The organism is Comamonas sp. 7D-2 (assembly GCF_022749555.1).
Lineage (GTDB): Bacteria > Pseudomonadota > Gammaproteobacteria > Burkholderiales > Burkholderiaceae_C > Comamonas > Comamonas thiooxydans.
The window spans coordinates 2,356,225-2,381,269 of the sequence record NZ_CP094238.1 but is presented as its reverse complement, the minus strand read 5'-3'; the positions used below and the strand labels follow the sequence as shown (position 1 = coordinate 2,381,269).

Genomic DNA, 25,045 nt, shown 5'->3' with positions numbered 1-25,045 from the left:
TCTCAATCCTTGCTGGACACGATCTGCACTTGCACACCGCTGGCACGCAGGTGCTCCACGGCCGCGTCAATCTTGGCGGCCTCGCCGCTGGCGTACACCGCCAGCGAACCAAAGGTCTGCTCCTGAATCTCGTCGATCTGGCCGTGCAGAATCGACAGGTCCAGACCCAGCTCGCGAATCAGGTGCGACAAAATGGGCTGATAGGCGCTCTCACCCGCATAGGAAAGACGCAACAGCTGGCCTTGCTGGCCGGGCTGCAACTGTGCAGCCAGCTGGTTCACACGCGTCATCACCGACTCGGGCAGTTGCTGCGGCACGATTTCGTCGATCAGGCTCTTGGTGATCGCCTTCTGAGGCAGGGTGAAGACATCGATCACAGGCCCCAGCTCGGCGATCTCGCCGCCGTCGATCACGGCCACGCGGTCGGCAATCTGCTTGATCACCAGCATCTGGTGGGTGATCAGCACCACGGTAACGCCCAGCTCGCGATTGACCTTGCGCAGCAGGTCCAGAATGGAGCGCGTGGTTTCGGGGTCCAGCGCCGAAGTGGCTTCGTCGCTCAGCAGAACCTTGGGGTTGCTGGCCAGCGCCCGGGCAATGCCCACGCGCTGTTTCTGCCCACCGGAAATCTGGGCCGGATAGCGATCGGCCAGATGATCCAGGCCCACCAGCTCCAGCAGCGGCGTCACGCGCTGGTAAATCTCGTCCTTGGAAATACCGGCCAGCTCCAGCGGCAGGGCCACGTTGTCATACACGGTGCGGGACGACAGCAGATTGAAGTGCTGGAACACCATGCCGATGTCGCGGCGCGCAGCGCGCAGCTCGCCGTCGGACAGCTGCATGAGGTCGCGTCCGTTGACGATGACCTTGCCTTCCGTGGGGCGGTTGAGCAGATTCAGGCAGCGCACCAGCGAGCTTTTGCCCGCGCCGGAGCGGCCGATGATGCCGAATACTTCGCCCGAAGCGATTTCCAGATTGATGCCACGCAAGGCGTGCACCGGGCCCTTGGGGCCTTGGTATGTCAGGGATAAATCCCGAATTTCTATCATGAAAAATATCGCGAATCACGCATGAACAATGCGATTGACGCTATAAAAAGTGATTGATCCCATCCCAGCTGCAGCGCTGCCGGGCAGCGGGCAATACAGGCCTTCGTTCTGGTAGAAACCGGCAGATCAAGCCAGCCTACTTTTAGTAGTAACCCTCAATAATGCCTGAGTCTAGGCAAACCTGAGAGCAACTGGGACAAGTGAATTCACTTATGGCGCCCCCAGCAAGCCATCAAACGCAGGCCTTGCCCGGGCCTGTCCCCACTGGCGGCACGGCACTGCAGGCCTTAGCATGCTTGCATCTGCCTCTGGTTTTCTCTGCCACCCTATGCAGCCGCTCCACCTGCCCATCCGTGTTGAATGCCCACCCGGCGCCTGCGACTGCCGACGGGAGCAGTTGCTTGGCACGCCAGATGCGGATCTGCGCATTCTGCAGCTCACGCGCGAAGAGGAGAAAAAGCTGCTGCAGCGCCTGGAGAGCATCAGCAGCCTGGTTGATCTCGAGCATATGCAGCAGCGCATTCACGCGCTGCTGGGCCTGGAGATACGCATCACCCCAGGCAACAACGAGGTTCGCACCATGCGCGGCATCCAGATCGATCTCGGCGACCTGCCGGGCCTATGCCGCAAAACTCGCCAGAGCATTCCCGCCGCGATCCGCAAGGGACTGGAGCGCAAGCCCGAGATTGCCTGGGCCCTGCTGGATGCTCATGACCTGTTTGGCATGCCCGGCAACTGAGCCAAGCAAGGGCAACGCCCGGCAGCAAAGCAGGCACTTCGTCACTTGAGCCTTGGGACACCGGTAGTCCTTACGGCCTACGCCGCCCGGCCCATGGTGGCCTTTCGCTTTCAAAAGCATCACGCTTGATATTCCTCATGCGCATTTTCATCTTGGTTTTCCCTAGGTCAATCACCACAGGTTTTCCCTTGCTTGCCCGAGTCGGCGCAGAGCTGGAGCAGCAGTCTGTCTCTGAGGTGACTTCGATAGACCTTACGGGCTAGTCCAAACGAGCGATGGTGAGCCGCAAAGCTCGCTTGAACAATGAATTCATCGACAGGCGTCAAGTCAGCGACTAGCTGACCTGGACTAGACCTTGGCCCGATTCGCGGGCAGATCGATAGTGCAAATGCTGCACACATACATCTTTGAGGATTCGTGATGGAAAGCAACCTGAGCTACCGCGCCCTGATCGCGCTGACCGTGACCAGCGTCATGGCTGGTGCAGCCGCCGCCAAAGGCAGCCCCGAAGAAATTGAAAAGCTGGGCAAGTCCTTGACCTGTATCGGCGCCGAAAAGGCCGGCACCGCCAGCGGCGTGCCCGAATACACGGGCAAATGGCTGGGAACACCACCTGGAATTCAGTACACGCCGCATGCGGGTCAGCACCCTGTGGACCCTTATGCCAGTGAAAAGCCCCTGTTCTCCATCACGGCCGAGAATGTCGCCAAGTACGCCGCCAATCTGACCGAAGGCCAGAAGGCCATGTTCGCGCGCTATCCCAAGACCTTCAGCATCCCCGTGTATCCGGGCCATCGTGACTTCCGCTATCCGGACTTTGCTTGCGCCTCGGCCAAAGCCAATGCGCAGAACGCCGTGATCAGCGCCGACGGAATGGGCGCCGACAACGCAGTCAAGGGGGCCATACCGTTCCCCTTCCCCAAGACCGGCATGGAGCTGGCCTTCAACAACCTGTTTCCGCTGCGCTCGTTCACCGAACACACACTGCGTGACAACGCCTACGTGATGCAGGATGGCTCCACCGTCTTCGGCCGCGCCGACAACCGCAGCATGAGCTTGCTGAACTCCCCCGAGCAAGCCGGCAAGCCGCTGGAAGGCACCATGGCCCAGGGCATGAATGCGGTCAAGCTGCCCGAGCGCGAAAAAGGCGGGGTCAGCGTCAGCCGTGAGCCGGTCAACTTCGGCAAGGACAAGCGTCTGGGCTGGAGCTATGACCCGGGTACACGCCGGGTGCGCCAGATTCCCGAGTACGGCTTTGACCAGCCCATGGGCGGCGGCGTGGGCGCCAAGATGACGATTGACTCCGACCGTCTCTTCAATGGCTCGCCCGAGCGCTACAACTGGAAGAATCTGGGCAAGAAGGAAATCTACATTCCCGCCAATGCGTACAAGATTCACGCCAATACCGTGAAGTACGCCGATCTGCTCAAGCCCGGCCATGCCAACCCCGACTACATGCGCTATGAACTGCGCCGCGTCTGGGTGCTGGAAGCCACGCTCAAGGAAGGCTATCGCCATCTCTATGGCAAGCGCGTGCTTTTCCTTGACGAAGACACCGGCCACGCCGTGATGAGCGACTTCTACGATGCACGCGGCAATCTGTGGCAGCAAGGCCTCATCAATTACTACTACGCGTTCGACTCCAACGCCTGGCATGCAGGCACGGCCTTCTACCACGACCTGATTGGTGGCGGCTACGTGGCCTACAACATGTTCCAGGAGCGCCCCAAGGGCCCCGTGCTCAACAAGGGAGACATGAACCCATCCATGTTCACCCCTGAAGCCACGCGCAACGCCGGCACCTGAGCACGCCCGGCACCAAGACCATCGCCTGAGCATGCGTCACCAACTGCTCGCGGGAGACAAGTCCGGGCCTCGATGAAGAAAGCGCAGACCCCGGACATCACTGCAAAAACACTATCTCAATCACATGTCAAATTTGAACCGCGCTGGGCTGCGCGCCATGGCGACTGCTGCATTGGGCCTTTGCCTGGGCATGGCCCATGCCCATGCCCAGACTTCCGCAGCCACCGAAGACCAGGCTCTGGACAACCTGATCCGCGAGGCCATGCTCTACGCCTACCCCTATCAGGAATTCATGAAAATGCGGCATGAAGCCCTGGAGGTCAAAGACTCACCCACCGCCACCACGCTCAACCACTTCCGCCACTCGCGCCACCTGGCCACGCCCAAGGACCGCTGGGCCAACGGCCCGATTCGAGACACCTTCTACTCCACCTCCTGGCTGGATCTGGAGAAATCTCCACTGGTGCTGTCCCTGCCCGAAACCCATGGCCGCTATTACGTGATCGCCATGATTGGCGCAGACCTCAATACCTTCTCCTACGTGGGCAGGCGCATTGGGGGCACAAAGTCACGCAAGGTCGCCCTGGTCGGCCCGCGCTGGAGCGGCAAGATTCCGCAGGTGGATCAGATCGTCAGAGCACCCACACGCGATGTCTACCTGAATCTGCGGGTGCTTGTCACCGGCGAAGACGACCTCAAGGCCGCCCATGCTGTTCAGGACGGCTTTCGCATAGCGCCGGTGCTCCCAACGACCGAGGACGGCCCGCGTCTCAAGCCCCGAGCGCAGGACTGGGGCCGCTTTGTCGATGTGGCCAACGAGGCTCTGGTGCGCAACCCTCCTCCCGGCACGGAACAAAAGCTGCTTGAGCGCTTTGCCCGCGTCGGCATCTGTGGCGCGGCCTGCAGCTGGGACAAGCTGCCAGAGCCCGTGCAGCAGCGCTGGCTGGCACTGGCCCCCGAGATCGAGAAAAACGAGCTCAAGAATCGCTTGAATGCCGACCGCAAGACGGCAGACCCTAGGCGCAGAAACGGCTGGACGCCTTATCGCCTGCCTGACGGGTTTGGCAGCAACTACGCCATGCGTGCCCAGTCGGCAGCCATGTCGGGCGGCATCCTGGGCCTGGAGGCCGCAGAAGCCACTTATTTCGCTGCCAGTGTGGACGGCAACAATCAGGCTCTCGGCAAGGGACAGGCTTACCGCCTGCATCTGCCCCAAGGTCGCCTGCCCGCCGATGCCTTCTGGTCCATCTCTCTCTATGAATTCGTGACTGGTGGTCAGTACATGGTGGACAACCCCATCAACCGCTACTCCATTGGCGACCGTACCAAGGGCATGAAGTTCAATGCCGACGGCAGTCTGGACATCTGGCTGCAACCCGCGGACCCCGGCCCCGAAAAGCGTGCCAACTGGCTGCCGACACCCAAGGAAAACCTGTTTTACCTGATGGCCCGTGCCTACCAGCCTTGGCCCGAGGTGCTCGATCCCTCCTGGATTCTGGAGCCCGTTCAACCCATCAAGCCCGAATAGTCGCAAGAGGTCTCTTCATGAAAAAACACTCACAACATTCTTTGAGCATTCTGAGCATGGCGCTGGCACTGAGCCAGCTGGGCATGGGCACTGCACAAGCCCACGAGCCGGATGATCGCGCTGTCTCGGGCATCCAGAATCCGGCCTATATGGCAGCACGGGCCCAGGTCTACAAAGCCAATCCCCAGATGGTCCAATCCATCAAGGAAGGCGGAGGCTTTGGCGCCGAGCTGTCCATCGCAGTGGCCAACAATATGTACAGTCGCACCAACCAGAACGCGATTGCCGACGCACGCGCCAAGCTCAAGGTACAAGAGCTGGCCCCGCGCACCTGGCTGCTGCGCTTTCCCATCGTCAATGTGGTGGTGTTTGAGACCGATGAAGGTCTGGTACTGGTCGATAGCGGCTATGCACCCGCCGGCCCCGCGCTGGCTGAAACGCTGAAGAAGCTCAGCAACAAGCCGCTGCACACCGTCATCCTCACGCATTTCCATGCCGACCATGCCTTTGGCGCCTGGGCCTTGATGGACCAGAAGCCACGTGTGGTCACCGAGCAGCGCTTCATCACGCAGATGGAGCTGGACATGCGCAGCAACGGGCTGATTGCGCGCAACAATCAGCAAGGCGCGGCCGATGTGCCCGCACCTGGGCAGATGCAGTTAGGCCCACGCAGACCTTCCACAGCAAGACCACACTCAGGATCGGTGGTGAGGACTTTGTTGACCCATGCGCGCGGTGAGACCGAAGACCAGATCTGGGTTGCCGTGCCGGGCCGCAAGATTGTGGCCAGTGCAGACTACTTTCAGGACTTCTTGCCCAATGCCGGCAACGGCAAGCGCCGCCAGCGCTACCCCGAGGAATGGGCCCAGGCTCTGCGCGATATGGCAGCCCTCAAGCCCGAGCTGCTGCTGCCTGCCCATGGCCCGGCCATCACCAAACCCGAGGAAATTCAGGACCGACTTCCCGCCCAGGCCCAGATGCTGGATAGCATCTCCAAGCAAGTGGTGGCTGGCCTCAACAGCGGAGTACGCCGCGATCAGGTCATTGAAAAAGTGGCGCTACCGCCGGAGCTGGCCCGGCGAAGCGATGCGCGCGAGCTCTATGTCTCGGCCAAGGACATAGGCCGCATGGTGGTCAGCGAATACAGCGGCTGGTGGGACGATATTCCATCGCACTGGCGCCCGGCGCCCCTGGCCAATGAGGCCAAAGAAATCGTGCAGCTAGCCGGCGGTGCCAGGCCGGTGATTCAGCGTGCAGTGGCGCTGGCAGACAGCAATCCGGAGCTGGCCTCCCATCTCGCCGACTGGGCCTGGTATGCAGACAGCGATGACCCCGAGGTGGCTCAAGGCGCACTGAAGGTCTATTCCGCGCGTGTTGCCAAGCCTCTGCCCACGCAGGAAGTGCTGGTTTATGCCGAGCACATGGTGCGCCTGCAGCTCAAGCTCAATGAGCTGAACAGCACGCGCGCGGCCAGCGCCAGTCAGAGCAGCACAGCGCAATAGTCACTGCTGCAGACCCTGCGGAAGCTGCCCATTCTTGGCAAAGGCATTGATGGGCAGCTGAATATAGGTACGGCCATCGTCCTGTGCAGGCGGCAGCTTGCCGGCACGCACATTGACCTGCACCGAAGGCAAAATCAGCGTGGGCATATCCAGCGTGGCGTCGCGTGCAGTGCGCATCTGCACAAACTCCGCCTCGCTGACGCCATCATGCACATGGATGTTGCTGTCGCGCTGGGCCTGTACCGTGGTCTGCCATTGCGGCTTGCGCCCAGCCGGCGGGTAATCGTGGCAGACCCAAATGCGGGTCTGCCCAGGTAGTTCCAGGATGCGCCGAATCGAACGATAGAGCGTCGCCGCATCGCCACCGGGAAAGTCGGCACGTGCCGTGCCCACATCGGGCATGAACAAGGTATCGCCCACAAACACGGCATCCTCCACACGGTAGGCCATATCGGCCGGAGTATGGCCGGGCACATGCATGGCCAGCAACTCCAGCTGACCCAGCGGCAGACGTTCGCCATCCTGCACCAGATGGTCGAACTGGCTGCCGTCAGGCAAGAAGCTGCGCTCGAAGTGATAGATCTTGCGAAACACGGCCTGCACATCGCGGATATGGGCACCGATCGCCACCTTGCCGCCCAGATGGTGACGAATATGCTGGGCCGCGGAAAGATGATCCGCATGAGCGTGAGTTTCCAGAATCCACTGCAGCTGCCAGCCATTGGCTCGCACATAGTCAATCAGCTTGTCCGCGGAGCGGCTGCTCAGGGTGCCGGATTTGGGCTCGAAATCCAGCACCGGGTCAATCACTGCCGCCTGACCACTGATCGTATCGGCCAGAACATAGCTCACGGTACCGGTAGCCGCATCAAAAAACGGCTCGATATGCATCACATTGGCGGACATGGTGACTCCTAAAACGATGTACCCGAAACATCGAAGCACACCAATTAATTTACTTTTTTATATAATATATGAAAATATTTTGAAAAGTGAAACAGTGAGCTCATCAACCTTTGACGAAGCACAGGCCACGCTGGATTTGCATGCCATGCGAACCCATGCAGGCGAAGCTGTGGCCATGCTCAAGCTACTGGGCAATGAAGACCGACTGCTGCTGCTGTGTCAGCTCTCCCTGCAGGAGCGCACCGTGGGCGAGTTGGAGCAACTGACAGGCGTGTCCCAGCCTACCTTGTCCCAGCAATTGGGCATTTTGCGGCGTGAGGGTCTGGTCACCACCCGCCGCGAAGGCAAATTCATCTGGTATCAGTTGGCCGATGCCCGCGCCCTGCAGCTGATGCAAACCTTGTATCAATTGTTCTGCCAATCAGGAGAGACAGCATGAATATCTTATGGAGTGAATTCACACCCTGGACATCTCTGGTCGGCGGCCTGCTGATCGGTCTGTCCGCTGCCCTGCTCATTGCCTTGCTGGGTCGCGTGGCCGGCATCAGCGGCATTACCGGTGCATTGCTGCAGTTGCCGACCTGGTCTTCCGTCAAGCAGTGGGGCTGGCGCCTGGCATTCATCCTGGGCATGGTTGCCGCGCCGTTGGTCTGGTCGCTGTTTGCCCCGCTGCCAGCCATGCAGCTGCCTTCCAGCCCGGCAATCATCATCGCCGCCGGCCTGCTGGTGGGCTTCGGCACACGCATGAGCTCGGGCTGCACCAGCGGCCACGGCGTGTGCGGTCTGTCACGCCTGTCGCCGCGCTCTCTGGCCGCTACGGCAACCTTTATCGCCACGGGCGCCATCACCGTGTTCGTGATGCGCCATGTCATTGCTTGAGTCAGCAAGGAGAACATCATGATCATCAATATTGCAGCCTTGCTCTGCGGACTGGTGTTTGGCCTGGGTCTGATTCTTTCGGGTATGGGCAACCCCGCCAAGGTGCAGAACTTTCTGGATTTTTTCGGTCGATGGGATCCTTCGCTGGGCTTCGTCATGGGCGGAGCCATCGCCGTAGGCTTGATTGCCTTCACCTGGGCCAAGCGCCGCAAGACCGCTTTGCTGGGCGAGCCCATGCAACTGCCCACCAGCACCGCCATTGATCGCAAGCTGCTGACAGGCTCAGCCCTGTTTGGCATAGGCTGGGGACTGGCAGGTTTTTGCCCCGGCCCGGCGCTGATGAATCTGGCGACCCTTGCACCGCAAGTCTGGCTGTTTGTAGCCGCCATGCTGGCCGGCATGTGGGCGCAGCATCTGTGGGCTGCAAAGAAAAGCTGAGACCTGGCGGCGATTCGCTCAGGATTCATCCACAAACCGACGTGCTTGGGCCATGCAGGCTGTCTGCGTCACTTGTCCATTGCTTTGCAGGCACGCAATTGCAGACAGCGGCCTTGACCTGCTGAAGTAACTCCAGCAAAGGCAGGCAAGCAGCGCCCATATCGCGTCATGCCATCCGCTCTGCCTCACTCCTTCGGCATCAGTGCCTGCGCAAAATGTCTGGCCGGCGCAGACAGGTCGGCAAAGCTATTGGCATACAGCTTGAGGCTGCGCTCTGCCCAGGCATCGGTCAGCGGCACCGCATGCAGAGCACGAGCCTCGCCCAGTCTCTGGTACGCGCCTTCAGGCATGACGCCTACACCCAGCCCGCATTCGATCATTCGGCACATGGCACTCAGGCTGTCGACCTCGATGCGCTGGCGCAGCATTCGTCTGCCGGCGCGGGCTTCCTGATTGAGCACCTCCTGAACGATGCTGCTGTCGCGCAAACCGATCTGGGCATAGTCCAGTGCTTCTTCATAGGCCAGTTCCTGATGATGGGCCAGAGCGTGGTCATTGGGCATGATCAGTACCATGCGTTCATGCCGGTACGGCATGGACTCCAGGCCCTCGACTTCGTCGCTTGGACTGCAGACCCCCAGATCAGCCATGTGATCGCGCACGGCACGCGCTACCGAGCGACTGGTTGCCTGACGCAGATCGATGCGGATATCGGGATGATGCTTCACGAAGACAGCAATATCCTCGGGCAAGAACTGCTCCACGGCGGAGGCATTGGCACTGAGGCGCACCAGCCCACGTACGCCCCGCGCATATTCGCCAAGATCGTCGCGCAGGTGTTCGACACCCAGAAGAATCGTGCGCGCATGCGCGAGCAGCAACTCTCCGGCAGGAGTCGGGCGCACCCCGCGGGCATGGCGCAACAGCAAGGGAGTGCGGGCCAGGGATTCCAGTTCGGCAACACGCTTGCTGACCGCCGAGGCGACCATGCCGCCCTGCTCGGCCGCCCGCGCAATACTGCCGTGCTCGCAGATCAGCACGAACAGATCCAGCGATGAAAGGTCTATCTGGCGCAGAAAGCTGCGCGGCGAAGTGAAGTCGGACATGGGGCGATGACAAGCAGGCGCACAGAAGCGCAGCCAGGGATTTCAAACAGGACGCAGCGGCCAACACCCAGATGCGCAGCTCAAGCCATCACGTTTTGGAACGGCTCGAGGAATTTTAGCCACTTCTTGCCGCAAGCCTGCCTACTTAACATGCCCACTTTGCCAACATACACGCTCATGCTTCTTTCCACTTCCGACGCGCCACGCGTTGCCCGGGCCCTGGTCGGCCTCGGCGCTGTACGCATTGCTTCGCATCAACCGTTCATCTACACCTCGGGCTGGGCCAGCCCGGTCTATGTGGATGCCCAGGTCCTGATGTCCGATGTCGCTCTGCGCAGCGAAATCATGGACATCGCAGCCCGCTGCATGCGGCCACTGATTGCAGCCCGCGGCATCAATGCCATCGTGGGAACCGAAAGCTCGGGCATTGCCTTTGCGGCATGGCTGGCCGAGCGACTTGAGCTGCCCATGCTCTATCTGCGCAAGCGTCCTGTCGGCTGGGACATCACAGCCCAGCTCGAAGGCCGCCTGCCTGCCGATGCCAAGGTCCTGCTGGTGGATGACGTCACCACCGACGGTCGCTCCAAGGCCGGGACGGTTGCCGCCCTGCGCCGCGCCGGTCCCGTGGTCGAGGACGTGCTGGTTCTGCTCGACTATGCGCTCTATGCCCCCCAAGCAGGCACCCTGGCCGATCACGCCTTGTCCCTGCATGCTCTGGCGACCTGGAATCAGCTGCATGAAGCGCTGCTTGCGAGCGGACAGCTCAGTGCCGAGCAAAAAGCCACGCTGGCGGACTTCTCGGCCTCGCCTGTGGACTGGTCCATCCGACATGGAGGTAGCGGAGCATGATGGCCTGCAACACCATGACGGATACCAGCGCACTGGCGCAAGCCCTGCTCTCTGAAATTCGCGATGCCACCCGCGACGGCCTTGGCGTCACCCGCGAAAGCTACGGCGAAGGCGAGACTGCTGCGCTGCACATACTAGAGGAGCGGGCCGAAGATCTGGGCCTGAACCATGAATGGGATCGAGCCGGCAACCTGTGGCTGAGTCTGCCAGAGGAAAACCGGACGGAACCCTACGTCGTGGTTGGCTCGCATGCCGATTCCGTGCCGCAGGGCGGCAACTTCGACGGACTGGCAGGCATTGTCGCCGGCATGCTGATGCTGCTTCAGCTGCGCGGCCGCCACGAACAGGCTCCGCCACTGCGCGTTCTGGCCCTTCGCGGCGAGGAAAGCGCCTGGTACGGAAAGGCCTACCTCGGCTCTCTGTCCCTGCTGGGCAAGCTGCCCGCCGCCACATTGAAACGCCCTCACCGCGATGGCGCAGGCGTGTTGAGCGAAGCCATGTCGCGCTGCGGCGCCGATATCGACGCCATTCAACGCGCCGAGCCGCTGCTGGATCTCGCGAATATATCTGCCTATCTGGAGTTGCACATCGAGCAGGGGCCGGTCATGGTCAATCGCGGCTGGCCGGTGGCCCTGGTCACAGGCATCCGCGGCAACGTCCGTCACAACCTGATCCGCTGCATCGGCGAAACCGGCCACTCGGGCGCCGTGCCGCGCTGGCTGCGCAAGGATGCATTGCTGGCGGTTGCCGAGCTGCTGTCACGCATGGATGAACACTGGCGCGTGCTGCTGCAGATGGGCATGGACATGGTGATGACCACGGGCATCTGCTCCACCTCGGCGCAATCGCATGCCGTTTCCGTCATTCCCGGCGAAGTGGCCTTCAGCTTCGAGGTACGCAGCCAGGACACCCAGACACTGGAGCGCTTCTATACCCTGATGCGCGAAGAGTGTCAGGCCATAGAGCGCGCCCGCGGCGTGCGTTTCGAGTTCGACGAGCGCCTGTTCACGGAGCCTGCCACCATGGATGCAAGCTGGCTGAACCGTCTGGAAGCAGCCGCTGAACAAGGCATGAAACTGGAGCGCATGGCAAGCGGTGCCGGTCACGATGCGGCAGTATTTGCCAATGCGGGAGTACCGTCGGCCATGGTCTTCATTCGCAACGAAAATGGCTCGCACAATCCGCATGAAGCCATGGACATCGGCGACTTCCTGGCAGGAGTGGATTTGTTGACTCGCGCGCTGATTGTCTGAACCTCGCCCGCTCTAGCCGGGCACTTCCGAGCGTATTGCAAGCCGGCAGCCATGATTGCGCTGCCGCCTGCTACCGGGAAGCCAGTCTTGGTAGCCAGGCTGCCCCTCGCCCAAGCCCAGGCTCGACTCAAGCGAGGGGGCATCGAGCTGTTCTCGATCTTTCAGATGACTGCCTTGAGCAGATTTTCCACATCCTCGTTCGATATGAATTTCTCGCTATTCGTCCAAGCGACAAATGCATCCGGACGAACCAGTATCAAGTCTGACCCATAGCGCGCAAACTCATCCGTTTTTGCGGTTTCAACAATGGTCAGAGGCAGCTGCCTGGTGCCGGCAACATACCGAAACGTCTCAAGCGTTTGCGCAGGCATATCGGCTGCCAGCAGCGTGTAGCCCTCCCCCAAATGCTCGAATGCATTCCGGCCATCGTCGAGCGCGGCTGGAGCCAGGTGGTGACCGGCACGTGCGGTGAATATGTGTGAGCCCTTGGCGCTGCAATTGCCGATGGCCGGCTCCCGAGCACTGCGCACAATTGGAGAGCCTTCATAGTTGGGCTCGAACGCATGAACCTCACCTGCGGCCCCATTTGCCCGCTGACTCCAGGCTGCTTCAAAGGCACTTCTATCCTTTTCTGGATCGAAGCTGTCCAGAAACTGATGATCGGTCTCTATGGACTTGGCAATAAAGTCGTCAATGGTGGATCTGAATACAGGACGGCGCTCCTGGTCATAGGAGTCCAGCAGCTTTTCGCTGCCCCAGCCCTCCAGCACGGCTGCCAGCTTCCACCCGAGATTACGTGCATCTTCCAGGCCTGAGTTCACCCCATAGCCGCCATAGGGTGGATGACTGTGCGCTGCATCCCCGGCGATAAAGACCCGGCCTGAGCGATAGCTGTCGGCAAGCATGAAGCGTAGATCCCAGAAGCCAATATGTTCGAACTCGACATCAAAAGATGCTCCGACAGCATCTTCCAGATACGCCTGGAAGTCGAAGTTGTCTGCCGTGGTTCCCGGTGGCACTGGCGCATGGAAGAACCAGGTATTGCCCAGATCGACGCGGCCGAAGAACTTCCAGTAGCCCTTGAGTTCAGGCTGAAGCACGTTGTAGTAAGACTTGCCGGGAAAGCGCTCAAGCAACTTGTGAAGGCCCTGTGAGCGGAATACGAGCAGTACCATGAGGCGATCATGATCGGTCTTGGTCTGGGTGATGCCCGCTTGCTGCCGGACGCCAGAGCGTGCTCCATCACAGCCCACGACATAACTTGCCCGCAGCGTCTTGCTATCCGATCCGTTCTTTTCGGACACCGTGACGCTGACACCCTCGTCGTCCTGCCGCAAGCTATCGAAATTCCAGCCATAAAAGGTCTCAACAGAGGGCAGCTCGGCGGCTCTATCCCGCAGAACCGCTTCCGTGGCGTACTGAGGCAGGCGCTCGTTCGCCGTGAAGTAATAAGGTTTGACCAGATCGCGCTGAAGCCAGTCGTAAGAATAAGACCCCAGCAATGTGTTGTAGGCCGTCAGGCCTCCTATGCCGTATTCGGGCGGGATGGTACGAGCTGCGCGAAGCTCCTTTTCCGCACCCCAGGCGTGGAAATGCTCCATGGTGCGCTGGGTCAGGTTCTGCCCCTTGGGAATCGGTTGCGGCTTGGCGTAGCGCTCCACGACGATACAGCGGATACCGCGCTGACCCAGCTCTATAGCCAGCCCCATGCCCACGGGGCCGCCGCCCACGATGATTACATCTGCATCCTTGTCTGGCGCTTGTGTCTGATTGACTTGCATATTCATTTGATCTTCTTGTTATGGCTGGCTTATTCGGCAGTAATGCCCTGGGTCTTGATGAGATTGCCCCAGCGCTTGGCATCGGCTTCGATCAAGGTTTGGAAGGCCTGGGGAGTGCTGTGCTGGGGTGTCATGCCCTGGGACTCAAATGCTTTGGCAACTTCAGGCTGAGCAAGAATGCTCTTCAGGGCTTCGTTGATGCTGCGCACAAACTCGGGAGACAGGCCTTTGGGCCCCAACAAGCCATACCACATGTCCACATTCATATCGCCCAGGTTCAGACTCCTCAGCGAGGGCGCCTGAGGCAGCAGCGGGGATGGCGTGTCTGAACTGATCGCAAGCGCGCGAAGCTTGCCTGCCTTGATATGCTGCAAAGCAACGTGGATAGGGAGAAACATCAGATCAATCTGCCCGCCCAGCAAGTCCGTCAAGGCCGGGGCCGTGCCGCGATAGCTGACATGTGTGAGCGATATCCTGGCTTTGCTCTTGAGCAGCTCTGTTGCCAGGTGATGGGGGGTTCCGGCACCGGGCGAGCCATAGTTCAGCATGCCCGGATTTTTCTGTGCATAGCTGATGAGCTCCTTCAGATCCGTGATCCGGGATTGAGAGCCCGTGACCAGCACCAATTGACCTACGCTGGTCTGGCTGATGGCGCTGAGATCACGAACCGGGCTATATCCCATCTTGGGGTATAGCTCGGTATTCATGACCAATGTGTTCACGGTGACAAGCAAAGTCGTTCCGTCGGGAGTGGACCGGACCACCTCCAGGGTACCGATGTTGCCCGAGGCCCCAGGCTTGTTGTCCACGATGAAGGGGCGCTGAAAGCGCTCCGAGAGCTTGGGACCGATGACTCGAGCAATCAGATCGATACCTGTGCCTGGTGTGAATGGCACAACCAGCCGCACAGGAGCCTGCGTATTCGCGAATGCCGAAAGCCCGAGAGGGCCCGTCGTGGCTGTGGCAGCCAGGGTAATAAGTGCCTTGCGGCGGCTGAGGGCCGGCCCTCCTATTGAAGGTGTAAGCATGGTGTCTCCTTGTGTTTTGTGCTGCAATTGCACCGCGTCCATTGATTTGAATCAAACGGGAATTTTTGGTGAATTCATCAGTAAAGCTGATTAATGTCGGGAGTCGTCAACTGCAGGCGTTTCTCGAGATATGCAGGTGCGGCAGCTTTGCGGCAGCGGCAGAGCGCATTCATCTGTCTCCTTCAGGAGTCAGCATGCTGGTCAAGGAGCTTGAGCGCCAATTGGGGGTCAGGCTCTTCGAGCGAACCACACGTGCAGTGGCATTGACCGACGCAGGCCGGCTGCTGCAGCCCTATGCCGAGAGAGTGGTGACGGAACTGCGGCAACTGGGTGTCGCGTTACAAGGCAGCACCTTGGCCTCTCGGTCAACCCTGACCATTGCCGCGACGCCTGTGATCGCGACCTGTCTTTTACCGAAAGTCGTGGCTGAATTTGCACGCAAACATCCCGAGGTGCGAATCCAGATCATGGATGGCAGCCTCGATTCCGTTCGGCAAGCCGTTCTTGAAGGACATGCCAACATGGGCATGGCATTTTTTGTGAAGCCTGCGGCTGGCCTTCTCAGAGAATCGGTGTGCAGATTCCGGCTCATGAGCATCAGCCCAGGAGAGAGGCGGCGCAGCACACATGTCCAGAACCGCACATGGAAATCTCTGGATGGCCTACCCATGATTGCTTTGCCGATGTCAAACCCGATTCAGGCCTTGATTGACAAGCATCTTCCCAGCGTCAAGGCAAGCCAGGAAGAGCGGGCAGAAATGAATTTTCTGGGTACCATGATTGCCATGGTGAAAGCGGGTCTGGGCAACGCGGTGATACCCTCCTTCATGATGGAGGAATGCCAGCAGCACGGCTTGAACATAGCGATGCTGACCGAACCAGCCGTTCACCTCAATATGTATGTCGCACTACGGAGAGGCGCAGATCGACAGCTTGCCGAGACTCAATTCATAGAAGCCTTGAAAATGCATATTGCCATGTCAGATGACCTGGCTTGACGCCTCACCTCCCCTTTCATCCTCTGGATCCATCCGTCCTCGCATATTGCCTGAAAACTCGAACCCTGGCGCCTCGTGCAACTCTCACGCCAGTTCGAAATTTCGAACCAAGCCTCTCGCAATGCCTGCTATCGATAGAGGCAGTCATCGATCGGCAGCAACTTGATGACGGCTTTCAGCCCTCGCGGAACATTTGCATCACTCCATCTATTTGCTCCATCCGCTTTGGATCTGTGGAACGCCTAGATTGCTGTTGACGTGGCTCTGTTGGAAAAACGTGGTCATGATTGCTGGGTATCATTTCATTGGCACCTCTTTCGAGACATGTGGCTTGCTCCGCAAGCTCATGCCATCACACACAGCCAGGGCCTTGAACTCCGGTTCAAGACGGTCACATTCGCTTGACTTCATCTTTCGTGCTATCTCCAGAACGCCAGGGATTCATCCTTACTCGCAATTGGCGAGACACACCGGCGGGCGTCGAGCTTGAGTATTGGCTGGCAACCGATAGCGGCCCCCTGAAGGTCCTCCTGACTGCTCAGAAATCTGTGGCTTTCGTCGAGGCCCGGCACAAAGGAGCGGTAGAGGCGCAACTCCCGCCCCTGGCTGGAGCGGAATTGCGGGAACTGGGACTGAAGAGTTTTCAGCAAGAGCCCGTCTTGGGTATCTATGCCAGGAGTTTTCGTCAATTACGGCGACTTGCACGCACTCTCCAGCAACTAGGCATCCCCCTTCTGGAAGCCGATGTTCGACCACATGAGCGTTACTTGATGGAGCGCTTCATCACGGCGGGCGTCACACTGCAAGGCGGACGGGCAGAACATGCGACGCTGGTGAACTGCAAGCTTGTTCCTGCGCCCGATTTCCGGCCGGTTCTGAAGGTCGTGTCATTGGACATCGAGACCAGTCAGCATCAAGATCTGTATTCGATAGCACTGGACGGCATGGCGGAGCGCGTCGTTTTCATGCTGGGTGAGCCTCCTGCCAAACCCTTAAGAACGCCTGGTTTCGAGCTGATTCATTGCTCAACACGCAAAGCCATGATTGACAGGCTCAATGACTGGTTTGCACGCAATGATCCGGACGTCATCATTGGATGGAATGTCATTCAGTTCGACCTGCGTGTGCTGCAGAAAACTGCAGACGAATGTGCAACACCTCTACTCCTTGGGCGTGAGCGCAAGCCCATTGCATGGCGAACCCATCCCGGCAAACAAGGCTATCTGTTTGCCCCCATGCCAGGACGAGTTGTCGTTGACGGGATTGAAGCGCTCAGGGCCGCGGTCTGGAGCTTCCCGTCCTTCAGCCTCGAGAACGTCGCGCAAGAGCTTCTGGGCGAAGGCAAGGACATCGGAGACGAGTACGACAAGATGGCGGAAATCGAGCGGCGCTACCAGCTAGACAAGCCCGCTCTTGCAGCCTACAACATACGCGACTGCGAGCTGGTTCTACGAATCTTCGAAAAGGCGAAGCTGCTGCGGTTTGCGATGGAGCGCGCCCACACCACGGGCCTGCAACTCGACCAGTTCGGTGGCTCCATTGCTGCATTCAGCCATCACTATTTGCCACGCATGCACCGCATGGGGTATGTCGCGCCCAACGTGGGCGATGTTCAAGGCAAGTCCTCCCCCGGCGGCTACGTCATGGACTCCAAGCCTGGCTTCTACGACTCCGTCGTGGTTCTGGACTACAAGAGTCTCTATCCATCAATCATCCGCACCTTCCTCGTCGACCCCGTGGGTTTGGTAGAGGGTCGACATGCCAGCTCTTCTGAGCTTTTGATCAAAGGCCCAAGGGGTACGCTCTTTTCTCGCGAGAAGCACTGTCTCCCGGAAATCGTGACCACCCTCTGGCAGGCCCGAGATGAGGCCAAACGCACCAGGAACGAGCCACTGTCGCAAGCGCTCAAGCTGGTGATGAACTCATTCGCTGGGGTGCTAGGCGCGTCGGAATGCAGATTGTTGAATCACAACGAAAACTGGGCCATTTTTGGGGTGGATCACACTGAAAATTGAGCCACGTTGACGGCTACGCTGCTGAATTTTTCAGCAAGGTGGTCAGGAGTGATCAACGTGAGCACATTGAGTAAATTGCGCCGCCTCGTGCTGAGGGATGGCGTATCGGTGCGGGAGGCCAGCCGGCGGCTGGGGATCTCGCGCAACACGGCCAGCAAGTGGCTGTCTGAGCCCGAAATGCGGGAGCCGAAGTACCCCGTGCGGGTGAAGGCGCAGGGCGTACTGACGCCTTATGAGGACACCTTGGCCCGCTGGCTCAAGGCCGACCAGCACCGTAACAAGCGCGAGCGCCGAGGCATCAAGGCCATGTTCGAGGCCTTGCGCGCCATGGGCTACGGCGGCAGCCGTGGGCCGGTCTACAGCTTTGCCAAGCAGTGGCGTCTGGCGCAGGACCACAGCGCCCGAGGGGCAGGCTTTGTGCCCCTGTCCTTTGAATTGGGCGAGGCGTTCCAGTTTGACTGGAGCACCGAGTACGCGTTCATTGGCGGACTGCGCCGGCGCCTGGAGGTGGCGCACACCAAGCTGGCGGCCAGCCGGGCGTTTATGCTGTCGGCGTTCCACAGCCAGGCGCACGAGATGCTGTTTGAGGCCCATGCCCGGGCCTTTGCGGTGCTGGGCGGGGTGGCCAAGCGGGGTATCTACGACAACATGAAGACGGCAGTGGACAAGGTGGGCGCGGGCAAGCAGCGCAGCGTCAACGCCCGCTTCGAGGCGATGACCGGTCACTACCTCTTTGATCCCGAGTTCTGCAACCGCGCAGCGGGCTGGGAGAAGGGCATCGTGGAGAAGAACGTGCAGGACCGCCGGCGTGGCATCTGGCGTGAAGCCAGCGAGCGACGCTGGGCCAGCCTGAGCGAGCTCAACGCCTGGCTGCAGCAGGCGTGCGTGGACGCCTGGAGCGAGTTGCGCCACCCCGAGTGGCACGAGCTCACGGTGGCCGAGGTGTGGCAGGACGAGAGGCTGCGCCTGACGCCGAACCCGCGTCCCTTCGATGGCTATGTGGAGGACCCGGTGCGGGTGACCTCGACCTCGCTGATCCACTTCCAGCGCAACCGCTACAGCGTGCCGTGCGAATGGGTGCATGCGGTGGTCAGCCTGCGGGCGTACCACGACCGGCTGCTGGTGGTGGGCCCCAAGGGCCACAGTGTGACGCTGCAGCGCTGCTTCGATCGTGACCAGACGATCTACGACTGGACCCACTACATTGCCCTGATCGAGCGCAAGCCCGGGGCGCTGCGTAATGGCGCACCGTTCAAGACCATGCCCGAGCCGCTGCGACTGCTGCAAGACCAGTTGCTGCGTCATGCGGGCGGTGATCGGGTGATGGCCCAGGTGCTCAGCGCGGTGACCGCCCACGGGCTGGAGGCGGTGCTGGTGGCGGTGGAGCTGGCCCTGCAGTCCGGGCGGGTCAGCGCCGAGCACGTACTCAATGTGCTGTCGCGCTTGAAAGAACCCGAGCTGCGGGTGGAGCCGGCGACCACGTCCGTTGACCTGAAGACACCCTCACAGGCCGATCTGAAGCGCTACGACCGGCTGCGCCAGCCCAAGGAGGTGCGCCATGCTTGAACTGGTCACCGACTTCAAGGCACTCGGTCTGCACGGCATGGCCAGTGCCTGGCCGGAGGTGCTGGGCACGGCACGCATCAAGGCGATGGACCACGAGGCGGTGCTGCGCCAGCTCATCAAGGCCGAGATGGCGCAGCGCGAGGTGCGCTCCATGGCCTACCAGATGCGCGTGGCCCGCTTCCCCTCGCACCGGGACCTGGCGGGGTTTGACTTTGCCCAGGCGCATGTGCAGGAGGCACAGGTGCGAGAGCTGCACACCCTGCGCTTTACCGAATCCGCGCACAACGTGGTCTTCGTCGGAGGTCCCGGAACGGGCAAGACGCACCTGGCCACCAGCCTGGGCATCGAGGCGATTCGGGTCCATGGCAAGCGGGTGCGCTTCTTCTCGACGGTGGAGCTGGTCAACGCGCTGGAGTTGGAGAAGGCCCAGAACAAGGCTGGGCAGTTGGCCCACCGGCTGATGTACGTGGATCTGGTGATCCTGGACGAGATGGGCTATCTGCCCTTCACGCAGTCGGGTGGCGCCTTGCTGTTCCACCTGCTGTCCAAACTCTACGAGCGAACTAGCGTGGTCATCACCACCAACCTGAACTTCTCGGAGTGGAGCACCGTCTTTGGCGACGCCAAGATGACAACGGCGTTGCTGGACCGGCTGACCCACCACTGCCACATCGTGGAGAGCGGCAACGAGAGCTGGCGCTTCAAGCATTCCAGTGCCGCTGCGGGGATCACCAAAACCGCACGGGCCAAAGCCCAGAAAGGAGCCGATCAAACGACCCAGCCGTTAGACTTATCCACAACCAACTGACAAAACATCCTTAAAACTAGTGGCTCAATATTCGGCGTGAACACTGGCTCAGTTTGTACGGTGAATCAACAGACACGTATTACAAGAAGTTCTTCATGCCCACCATCCGCGGCTCGGACGTCGGCAGCAAGAAGCGCTATGCCGGCTTGAGTGTGGATGCCGCCGGAAACGAATCGATGATCTACCGCGGCCTCGAAATGGCACGCAGCGACTGGACACTGCTGGCACGGCAGTTCCAGGAGGGCTTGCTCTCGCGTGTCTTCCAAGGTGTCCCCTACCGCGAGTTTGTCATCAAGTACGCCCATTCGACACTGGCGGGCAAGAAGGATGATCTGCTCATCTATCGCAAACGCCTGCGACATCGCCTGGATGCCTACGTAGCCAACGTACCACCACAGGTCCGTGCCGCTCGCATTGCCGATGAGTACAACGATCGCGTGGGGCGACCCAGGCAGTACCAGAACGGCGGCTGGATCCAATACGTCATGACCAAGAATGGCCCTGAGCCTTTGGAAATCCGCCGCTCACGCATCGATTACGAGCACTATCTGGCGAAACAGATCAAGCCGATTGCCGACTCGATCTTGATCCCTCTCGGAGAGGACTTCGTCACTCTCACATCTTCTCAACAGGAGCTTTTCTAGCGATCCCGGCTCATGCTCTCACGCTTTCTGGAAAGGCAGCTCGCGTGGTGTATGGCCGCTCAGCTTGGCGATGGCGTTGGCAAAAGCGGGGGCCAATGGCGGCACACCCGGCTCGCCCATACCTGTGGGCGCATCGGCACTCGGCACGATATGCACGGAGATCGCGGGCATATCGGTTAAGCGGGCCACGGTGTAATCATTGAAGTTACCCTGCTCCACCTGTCCATCCTTGAAAGTGATCGCAGCCCCAGGCAAGCACATGCCAAGGCCCATCAAGGCACCACCCTGCACCTGAGCCTCGACACTCCGAGGGTTCACCGCCAGATTGCAATGCACGCCAGCTGTAACCGCATGCAGCTTGGGAGCACCATCCTTCATCGATGCCTCGACCACATAGGCAACCACCGAGTCGAAAGACTGATGCACAGCCACGCCCCAGGCTCTGCCTTCGGCCAGTTGGCGCTTTCCGTAGCCCGACTTTTCGACTGCCAGCTGCAACGCGGCCTTGTGACGCTGATGCCTGTCGCCAAACTGCTGCAGCCTGTATGCGACAGGATCTTGCTTTACAGCTCGGGCAATTTCATCCATCAAGGTCTCCATCACATAAGCGGTGTGCGTAGAGCCCACGCTGCGCCACCAGAGAACCGGCGCATTGAGCTCGGGGTGATGCACCGAGAGTCGCATCGGCAGGTCATAGGGCTCCTTCATGCCTTCAACCGTAGTGGTGTCCACTCCGTTCTTGACCATGAGGCCCTCAAACGCCGTGCCTTTGGCAAGCGACTGGCCTACGATCACATGGTCCCAGGCAATCACCTTTCCCTTGTCGTCAAAACCTATTTCGGCGCGATGCACATGCATGGGTCGGTAATAGCCTCCTTTGACATCGTCCTCGCGGCTCCAGATCATGCGCACCGGTGCGTCAATACCAGATGTTCTGGCAGCCTTGGCAATCTCGCAGGCTTCGGCCACGTAGTCACTGCGCGGGTTGGCACGGCGGCCGAAACCGCCCCCCGCCATCTGAACATTGACTCGGACATTCTGCGGTGCCACGCCAAGCACGCGCGCAGCCGTTGCAACTTCCCAGCCCGGGGCCTGCGTGCCCAACCAAAGCTCAACCTTGGCATCCTTTCCTGCACCTGTCACACGCACCGTGCAGTTCAGCGGCTCCATCGGCGTATGGGCAAGGTAGGGGAAGACATATTCGGCACTGATTTTGTGAACAGCACCGTTCAATGCCGAAACATCGGCATCGAACTTGAGTGCGCCCGGCTTCCTGGCCAATTCACGATACTGCGCCAGTTGCCGAGCCGAATCGACTTTGCCAACCGCTGCGCTGTCCCACTGGATTTTCAGGGCATCGCGACCCTGCTTGGCTGGCCAGTAACCATCGGCCAGCACCGCAACCAGCTCGCCCCCCCACACGCTGGGCACACGAAGCACTGCACGCACACCCTTGATGGCTTTGGCTGCCGCATCGTCCACCGATTGAATCTTGCTTCCATACACCGGCGGATGTGCCACAACTGCGGTCAACATACCCGGCAGATGCATGTCGATGCCGTAGGACTGTCTGCCGCTGGACTTGGCGCGTGCATCGAGCCGTCCCGTGGCATGACCGATGATGCGAAAGTCTTTGGCGTCCTTGAGCTTCACCTGCTGCGGAACAGGCATCTTCATGGCCTCATCCGCCAACTCGCCGTAGCCCAGCTTCTTGCCCCGAGGCCCGATCACCTGTCCTGCCTGAGTGCGCAAGGACTGCGGGTCTACACCCCAGCGCCTGGCAGCCGTGGCCAGCAGCATGGAGCGGGTTCGCGCCCCCAGTTCACGATACTGGACATACGAGTTCTTGATGGCAGTGGAGCCGCCCGTCAGATGCATTCCCATGACCGGATCCAGATATGCGGGATCGGCATTGCCGTGCGCGCTCTGCACCTTGGACCAATCGGCGTCCAGCTCTTCGGCCAGCACCATGGGCAGGCCGGTTTGCACGCCTTGGCCGAACTCCAGACGGTTGATGGTGATCGTCACCGCTCCATCACGATCAATCTTCACAAAAGCCGATGGCTGCTGGTAAGGCTTGAGTGCGCTTGTAGAAACCTGTTCGTTACCCTTCGCCTGTGCCGACACAGCTGCGGGAAATACACCCAGCGCAAAACCCGAGGCCGTCGCCAGCTTGAGGAAATCGCGCCGCTCGAGCTTTAGGCCTGCATCTATGGAGTCAGCCGCCAGCACACGCAGACCTTTGGGCAGGTCGGCAAAAAGATGATTGGGAATAGGCATGGGATGTGCTCCTTCTTTTAGGCCGACAGGTTTTTGGCAGCATCGTGGATGGCTGCACGGATGCGTGTATAGGTTCCGCAGCGGCAGATATTGCCCGCCATGGCTGCATCGATGTCCGCATCGCTTGGCTGGCGATTGCTTTTGAGCAGCGCGGTCGCACTCATGATTTGCCCACTTTGGCAATAGCCGCATTGCGCCACATCGTTGCGAACCCACGCATCCTCGACAGCCTTGCCCACCTTGTCTGCAGCTTGCGCTTCGATGGTGTCGATTTTTTGCCCTTGCGCCGCCGATATGGGCGTAATGCAAGAACGGATGGCCTGGCCGTTCAAGTGCACAGTGCATGCTCCGCACATGGCCATGCCGCAACCGAATTTGGTCCCTGTCATACCCAGTGTGTCACGCAGGGTCCAGAGGATGGGCGTTGAAGGATCCACATCAGCCGATGCGGGCTTGCCGTTGAGAGTGAATTTGACAGGCATGGGGGGCTTTCTCGTTTGCTTTTCGACACGGTGATTGCTGCAGGCACCTGGGCAGCGCGTGAAGCAGAGGCAGTGTGCGCCAGGCAATGCAAAAGAAAAAGTCAAGCAATCTATTTAAGTTATTAAGTTTTACTTAAAAATAGAGCACATGAAGCCCGAAATACTCGCCTATCTGGCTGCCTTTGAGCAGGTAGCTCAGCATCGCAGTCTGACCTACGCCGCCCACGCCATCGGGGTCACGCCGGCCGCACTGTCCCAGACGATCAAGAAACTGGAAACCCGTCTGGATGTACGCCTCTTCGATCGAACAACGCGCAGCCTCAATCTGACAGAAGCCGGGAGAATCTATCTGGAGCGCATTTCCCCGGCCCTCACCAACCTGCGCGAAGCGACCGAGGATCTTCAGCTCCAAGCTGGCGTCGAAGGCGGCACGCTGCGCCTCACCATCTCCCATCCTGCTGGCCAGGTGCTCGTCGAGCCCATGCTCGCCGAGTTCTTTGCAATGCATCCGCACATTCACGTCGAGCTGGTCTATGACGACGGCTTTGTGGACATCGTGCGAGAAGGATTTGACGTCGGCATACGCAATGGCGAGTCACTGGAGGGCGATATGGTCGCCGTGCCACTCACACAGGATCTGACCATGTGTTTCGGTGCATCTCCTGCTTACCTCAAAACACACGGCACACCCGAGCACCCCGACGAACTGGAGCAGCACCTATGCATCAACTACCGCATGAGCAGCAGCGGCGCAGTCTACAAGTGGGAATTCAATATCGACGGCAAACTGAGCGAGCGCTCCGTGAGCGGGCCACTGACAGTCAACCATAGCGACACGGCCATGCGTGCAGCCCTTGATGGCATTGGCGTGATTACCGGCTGGCGCGAATCCATGACCGACGCATTCAACACAGGCCAGTTGGTTGAAGTACTGAAACCCTATTGGGCAAGCTTCCCGGGCTTCTATGCCTATTACCCACACCGCACACACCTGCCTCTCAAGACCCGGATATTTCTTGATTTTCTGGTCCAGCATGTGCAGCGCAATGGCTTGTCCGAAACAGCCCGCGGGCAAATGAGATCCTGATCGCGGCTGCTTCTGATGTCTTTCTTGATCAGCGACTTCCCGTCATTTATACGTTTAAGCCCCATGTCTCATCGCCGGACACTCTTCAAAGGACGGAAATCCCCCTGCCGTAGCTTGGCAACGATAGCTTCTGCTCATGTCCGCATCGCGAGCTACCACTCAACGCCTGGTTTCTGGCCAGCAGGAGACCATGAATGTCAGTTCCAGCCCGATTATTTGCTTGAGGTCCGCCATCAGGGCTCTGGAACAAGCGCAGCAGACTCCATGCAGCCGTTCAAACCGAGCAAGAGCAGATCCTGCG

20 protein-coding genes and 2 pseudogenes are annotated in these 25,045 nt (G+C 59.9%); 15 read left to right on the top strand and 7 right to left on the bottom strand.

The genetic code is table 11. From position 1 onward, the window contains the following. Nucleotides 1-2 precede the first annotated feature (2 nt). Nucleotides 3-1,049: a methionine ABC transporter ATP-binding protein gene (locus tag MPZ60_RS11025; RefSeq protein ID WP_034352003.1), complete on the bottom strand. Its 1,047-nt coding sequence runs from the start codon at nucleotides 1,047-1,049 to the stop codon at nucleotides 3-5. A gap of 328 nt (nucleotides 1,050-1,377) precedes the next feature. Here MPZ60_RS11025 and MPZ60_RS11020 point away from each other — a divergent pair, with 328 nt between their 5' ends. The 4 genes from MPZ60_RS11020 (at nucleotide 1,378) to MPZ60_RS11005 (ending at nucleotide 6,624) form a co-directional block, all read left to right on the top strand. Beyond that, on the top strand, nucleotides 1,378-1,788 hold the full coding sequence (locus tag MPZ60_RS11020) for a hypothetical protein (protein WP_034352000.1): 411 nt from the start codon (nucleotides 1,378-1,380) through the stop codon (nucleotides 1,786-1,788). A gap of 420 nt (nucleotides 1,789-2,208) precedes the next feature. Next, complete coding sequence (locus tag MPZ60_RS11015; protein ID WP_034351997.1) at nucleotides 2,209-3,594, top strand: DUF1329 domain-containing protein; 1,386 nt, start codon at nucleotides 2,209-2,211, stop codon at nucleotides 3,592-3,594. 124 nt (nucleotides 3,595-3,718) lie between these two features. Next, nucleotides 3,719-5,122 carry a DUF1254 domain-containing protein gene (locus MPZ60_RS11010; RefSeq protein ID WP_034351995.1) on the top strand — a complete coding sequence of 468 codons (1,404 nt, stop codon included), beginning with the start codon at nucleotides 3,719-3,721 and terminating at the stop codon, nucleotides 5,120-5,122. Between the two features lie 17 nt (nucleotides 5,123-5,139). Continuing rightward, on the top strand, nucleotides 5,140-6,624 hold the full coding sequence (locus MPZ60_RS11005; RefSeq protein WP_242607008.1) for an MBL fold metallo-hydrolase: 1,485 nt from the start codon (nucleotides 5,140-5,142) through the stop codon (nucleotides 6,622-6,624). On the opposite strand, the gene MPZ60_RS11000 is transcribed toward MPZ60_RS11005, so the two are convergent. Next, nucleotides 6,625-7,530: an MBL fold metallo-hydrolase gene (locus tag MPZ60_RS11000; RefSeq protein ID WP_034351992.1), complete on the bottom strand. Its 906-nt coding sequence runs from the start codon at nucleotides 7,528-7,530 to the stop codon at nucleotides 6,625-6,627. Nucleotides 7,531-7,624: 94 nt separating this feature from the next. Here MPZ60_RS11000 and MPZ60_RS10995 point away from each other — a divergent pair, with 94 nt between their 5' ends. From MPZ60_RS10995 to MPZ60_RS10985, 3 genes are read left to right on the top strand one after another with little or no spacing between them, the layout of a single operon-like run. Then, the gene (locus MPZ60_RS10995; protein WP_034351989.1) at nucleotides 7,625-7,969 is read left to right on the top strand and encodes a helix-turn-helix transcriptional regulator; all 345 of its coding nucleotides are present in this window, start codon (nucleotides 7,625-7,627) and stop codon (nucleotides 7,967-7,969) included. Further along, entirely contained in the window at nucleotides 7,966-8,409 is a 444-nt protein-coding gene (locus tag MPZ60_RS10990) for a YeeE/YedE family protein (protein ID WP_034351988.1), read from the top strand. The genes MPZ60_RS10995 and MPZ60_RS10990 overlap by 4 nt, the downstream gene beginning before the upstream one ends. Nucleotides 8,410-8,427: 18 nt before the next feature. After that, nucleotides 8,428-8,847 (top strand): YeeE/YedE family protein, encoded by a 420-nt coding sequence (locus MPZ60_RS10985; RefSeq protein ID WP_034351985.1) that lies wholly within the window; start codon nucleotides 8,428-8,430, stop codon nucleotides 8,845-8,847. Nucleotides 8,848-9,032: 185 nt separating this feature from the next. On the opposite strand, the gene MPZ60_RS10980 is transcribed toward MPZ60_RS10985, so the two are convergent. Next, nucleotides 9,033-9,953 carry a LysR family transcriptional regulator gene (locus MPZ60_RS10980; RefSeq protein WP_034351983.1) on the bottom strand — a complete coding sequence of 307 codons (921 nt, stop codon included), beginning with the start codon at nucleotides 9,951-9,953 and terminating at the stop codon, nucleotides 9,033-9,035. 177 nt (nucleotides 9,954-10,130) lie between these two features. Here MPZ60_RS10980 and MPZ60_RS10975 point away from each other — a divergent pair, with 177 nt between their 5' ends. Both MPZ60_RS10975 and MPZ60_RS10970 read left to right on the top strand, forming a co-directional pair. After that, entirely contained in the window at nucleotides 10,131-10,802 is a 672-nt protein-coding gene (locus MPZ60_RS10975) for an orotate phosphoribosyltransferase (RefSeq protein WP_034351981.1), read from the top strand. Further along, on the top strand, nucleotides 10,799-12,055 hold the full coding sequence (locus MPZ60_RS10970) for a hydantoinase/carbamoylase family amidase (protein WP_034351978.1): 1,257 nt from the start codon (nucleotides 10,799-10,801) through the stop codon (nucleotides 12,053-12,055). Before MPZ60_RS10975 ends, MPZ60_RS10970 begins: the two co-directional genes overlap by 4 nt. Before the next feature lie 161 nt (nucleotides 12,056-12,216). Here the strand turns inward: MPZ60_RS10970 and MPZ60_RS10965 are convergent, their stop codons facing one another. Next, entirely contained in the window at nucleotides 12,217-13,842 is a 1,626-nt protein-coding gene (locus MPZ60_RS10965) for an FAD-dependent monooxygenase (RefSeq protein ID WP_034351976.1), read from the bottom strand. A gap of 23 nt (nucleotides 13,843-13,865) precedes the next feature. Continuing rightward, nucleotides 13,866-14,864, bottom strand: a complete 999-nt coding sequence (locus MPZ60_RS10960; protein WP_034352220.1) for a tripartite tricarboxylate transporter substrate binding protein — start codon at nucleotides 14,862-14,864, stop codon at nucleotides 13,866-13,868. Between the two features lie 68 nt (nucleotides 14,865-14,932). Between MPZ60_RS10960 and MPZ60_RS10955 the strand changes: the two genes are divergently transcribed. The 5 genes and pseudogenes from MPZ60_RS10955 to MPZ60_RS10935 all read left to right on the top strand — a co-directional run. After that, nucleotides 14,933-15,862, top strand: a complete 930-nt coding sequence (locus tag MPZ60_RS10955; protein WP_242881740.1) for a LysR family transcriptional regulator — start codon at nucleotides 14,933-14,935, stop codon at nucleotides 15,860-15,862. A gap of 416 nt (nucleotides 15,863-16,278) precedes the next feature. Continuing rightward, nucleotides 16,279-17,829, top strand: a pseudogene (locus MPZ60_RS10950) (DNA polymerase II); the annotation flags it as partial. A gap of 105 nt (nucleotides 17,830-17,934) precedes the next feature. After that, complete coding sequence (gene istA, locus MPZ60_RS10945) at nucleotides 17,935-19,443, top strand: IS21-like element ISCsp4 family transposase (RefSeq protein WP_024310277.1); 1,509 nt, start codon at nucleotides 17,935-17,937, stop codon at nucleotides 19,441-19,443. Beyond that, the gene (gene istB, locus MPZ60_RS10940) at nucleotides 19,436-20,251 is read left to right on the top strand and encodes an IS21-like element helper ATPase IstB (protein ID WP_015585970.1); all 816 of its coding nucleotides are present in this window, start codon (nucleotides 19,436-19,438) and stop codon (nucleotides 20,249-20,251) included. Before istA ends, istB begins: the two co-directional genes overlap by 8 nt. Before the next feature lie 65 nt (nucleotides 20,252-20,316). Further along, a pseudogene (locus tag MPZ60_RS10935) lies at nucleotides 20,317-20,895 on the top strand (DNA polymerase domain-containing protein); the annotation flags it as partial. Between the two features lie 18 nt (nucleotides 20,896-20,913). Here MPZ60_RS10935 and MPZ60_RS10930 read toward each other — a convergent pair. Beyond that, complete coding sequence (locus tag MPZ60_RS10930) at nucleotides 20,914-23,175, bottom strand: xanthine dehydrogenase family protein molybdopterin-binding subunit (RefSeq protein ID WP_034351970.1); 2,262 nt, start codon at nucleotides 23,173-23,175, stop codon at nucleotides 20,914-20,916. Nucleotides 23,176-23,192: 17 nt separating this feature from the next. Further along, nucleotides 23,193-23,657 (bottom strand): (2Fe-2S)-binding protein, encoded by a 465-nt coding sequence (locus MPZ60_RS10925; RefSeq protein ID WP_003070120.1) that lies wholly within the window; start codon nucleotides 23,655-23,657, stop codon nucleotides 23,193-23,195. Nucleotides 23,658-23,805: 148 nt separating this feature from the next. On the opposite strand from MPZ60_RS10925, the gene MPZ60_RS10920 reads away from it, so the two are divergent. Next, entirely contained in the window at nucleotides 23,806-24,744 is a 939-nt protein-coding gene (locus MPZ60_RS10920; RefSeq protein WP_034351968.1) for a LysR family transcriptional regulator, read from the top strand. The last annotated feature ends 301 nt before the right edge of the window (nucleotides 24,745-25,045 follow it).

Coding starts and splice junctions, on each gene's coding strand:
- MPZ60_RS11025 (WP_034352003.1), bottom strand. CDS start 1,049: ATGATAGAAATTCGGGATTTATCCCTGACATACCAAGGCCCCAAGGGC.
- MPZ60_RS11020 (WP_034352000.1), top strand. CDS start 1,378: ATGCAGCCGCTCCACCTGCCCATCCGTGTTGAATGCCCACCCGGCGCC.
- MPZ60_RS11015 (WP_034351997.1), top strand. CDS start 2,209: ATGGAAAGCAACCTGAGCTACCGCGCCCTGATCGCGCTGACCGTGACC.
- MPZ60_RS11010 (WP_034351995.1), top strand. CDS start 3,719: ATGTCAAATTTGAACCGCGCTGGGCTGCGCGCCATGGCGACTGCTGCA.
- MPZ60_RS11005 (WP_242607008.1), top strand. CDS start 5,140: ATGAAAAAACACTCACAACATTCTTTGAGCATTCTGAGCATGGCGCTG.
- MPZ60_RS11000 (WP_034351992.1), bottom strand. CDS start 7,530: ATGTCCGCCAATGTGATGCATATCGAGCCGTTTTTTGATGCGGCTACC.
- MPZ60_RS10990 (WP_034351988.1), top strand. CDS start 7,966: ATGAATATCTTATGGAGTGAATTCACACCCTGGACATCTCTGGTCGGC.
- MPZ60_RS10985 (WP_034351985.1), top strand. CDS start 8,428: ATGATCATCAATATTGCAGCCTTGCTCTGCGGACTGGTGTTTGGCCTG.
- MPZ60_RS10980 (WP_034351983.1), bottom strand. CDS start 9,953: ATGTCCGACTTCACTTCGCCGCGCAGCTTTCTGCGCCAGATAGACCTT.
- MPZ60_RS10975 (WP_034351981.1), top strand. CDS start 10,131: ATGCTTCTTTCCACTTCCGACGCGCCACGCGTTGCCCGGGCCCTGGTC.
- MPZ60_RS10970 (WP_034351978.1), top strand. CDS start 10,799: ATGATGGCCTGCAACACCATGACGGATACCAGCGCACTGGCGCAAGCC.
- MPZ60_RS10965 (WP_034351976.1), bottom strand. CDS start 13,842: ATGAATATGCAAGTCAATCAGACACAAGCGCCAGACAAGGATGCAGAT.
- MPZ60_RS10960 (WP_034352220.1), bottom strand. CDS start 14,864: ATGCTTACACCTTCAATAGGAGGGCCGGCCCTCAGCCGCCGCAAGGCA.
- istB (WP_015585970.1), top strand. CDS start 19,436: ATGCTTGAACTGGTCACCGACTTCAAGGCACTCGGTCTGCACGGCATG.
- MPZ60_RS10930 (WP_034351970.1), bottom strand. CDS start 23,175: ATGCCTATTCCCAATCATCTTTTTGCCGACCTGCCCAAAGGTCTGCGT.
- MPZ60_RS10925 (WP_003070120.1), bottom strand. CDS start 23,657: ATGCCTGTCAAATTCACTCTCAACGGCAAGCCCGCATCGGCTGATGTG.
- MPZ60_RS10920 (WP_034351968.1), top strand. CDS start 23,806: ATGAAGCCCGAAATACTCGCCTATCTGGCTGCCTTTGAGCAGGTAGCT.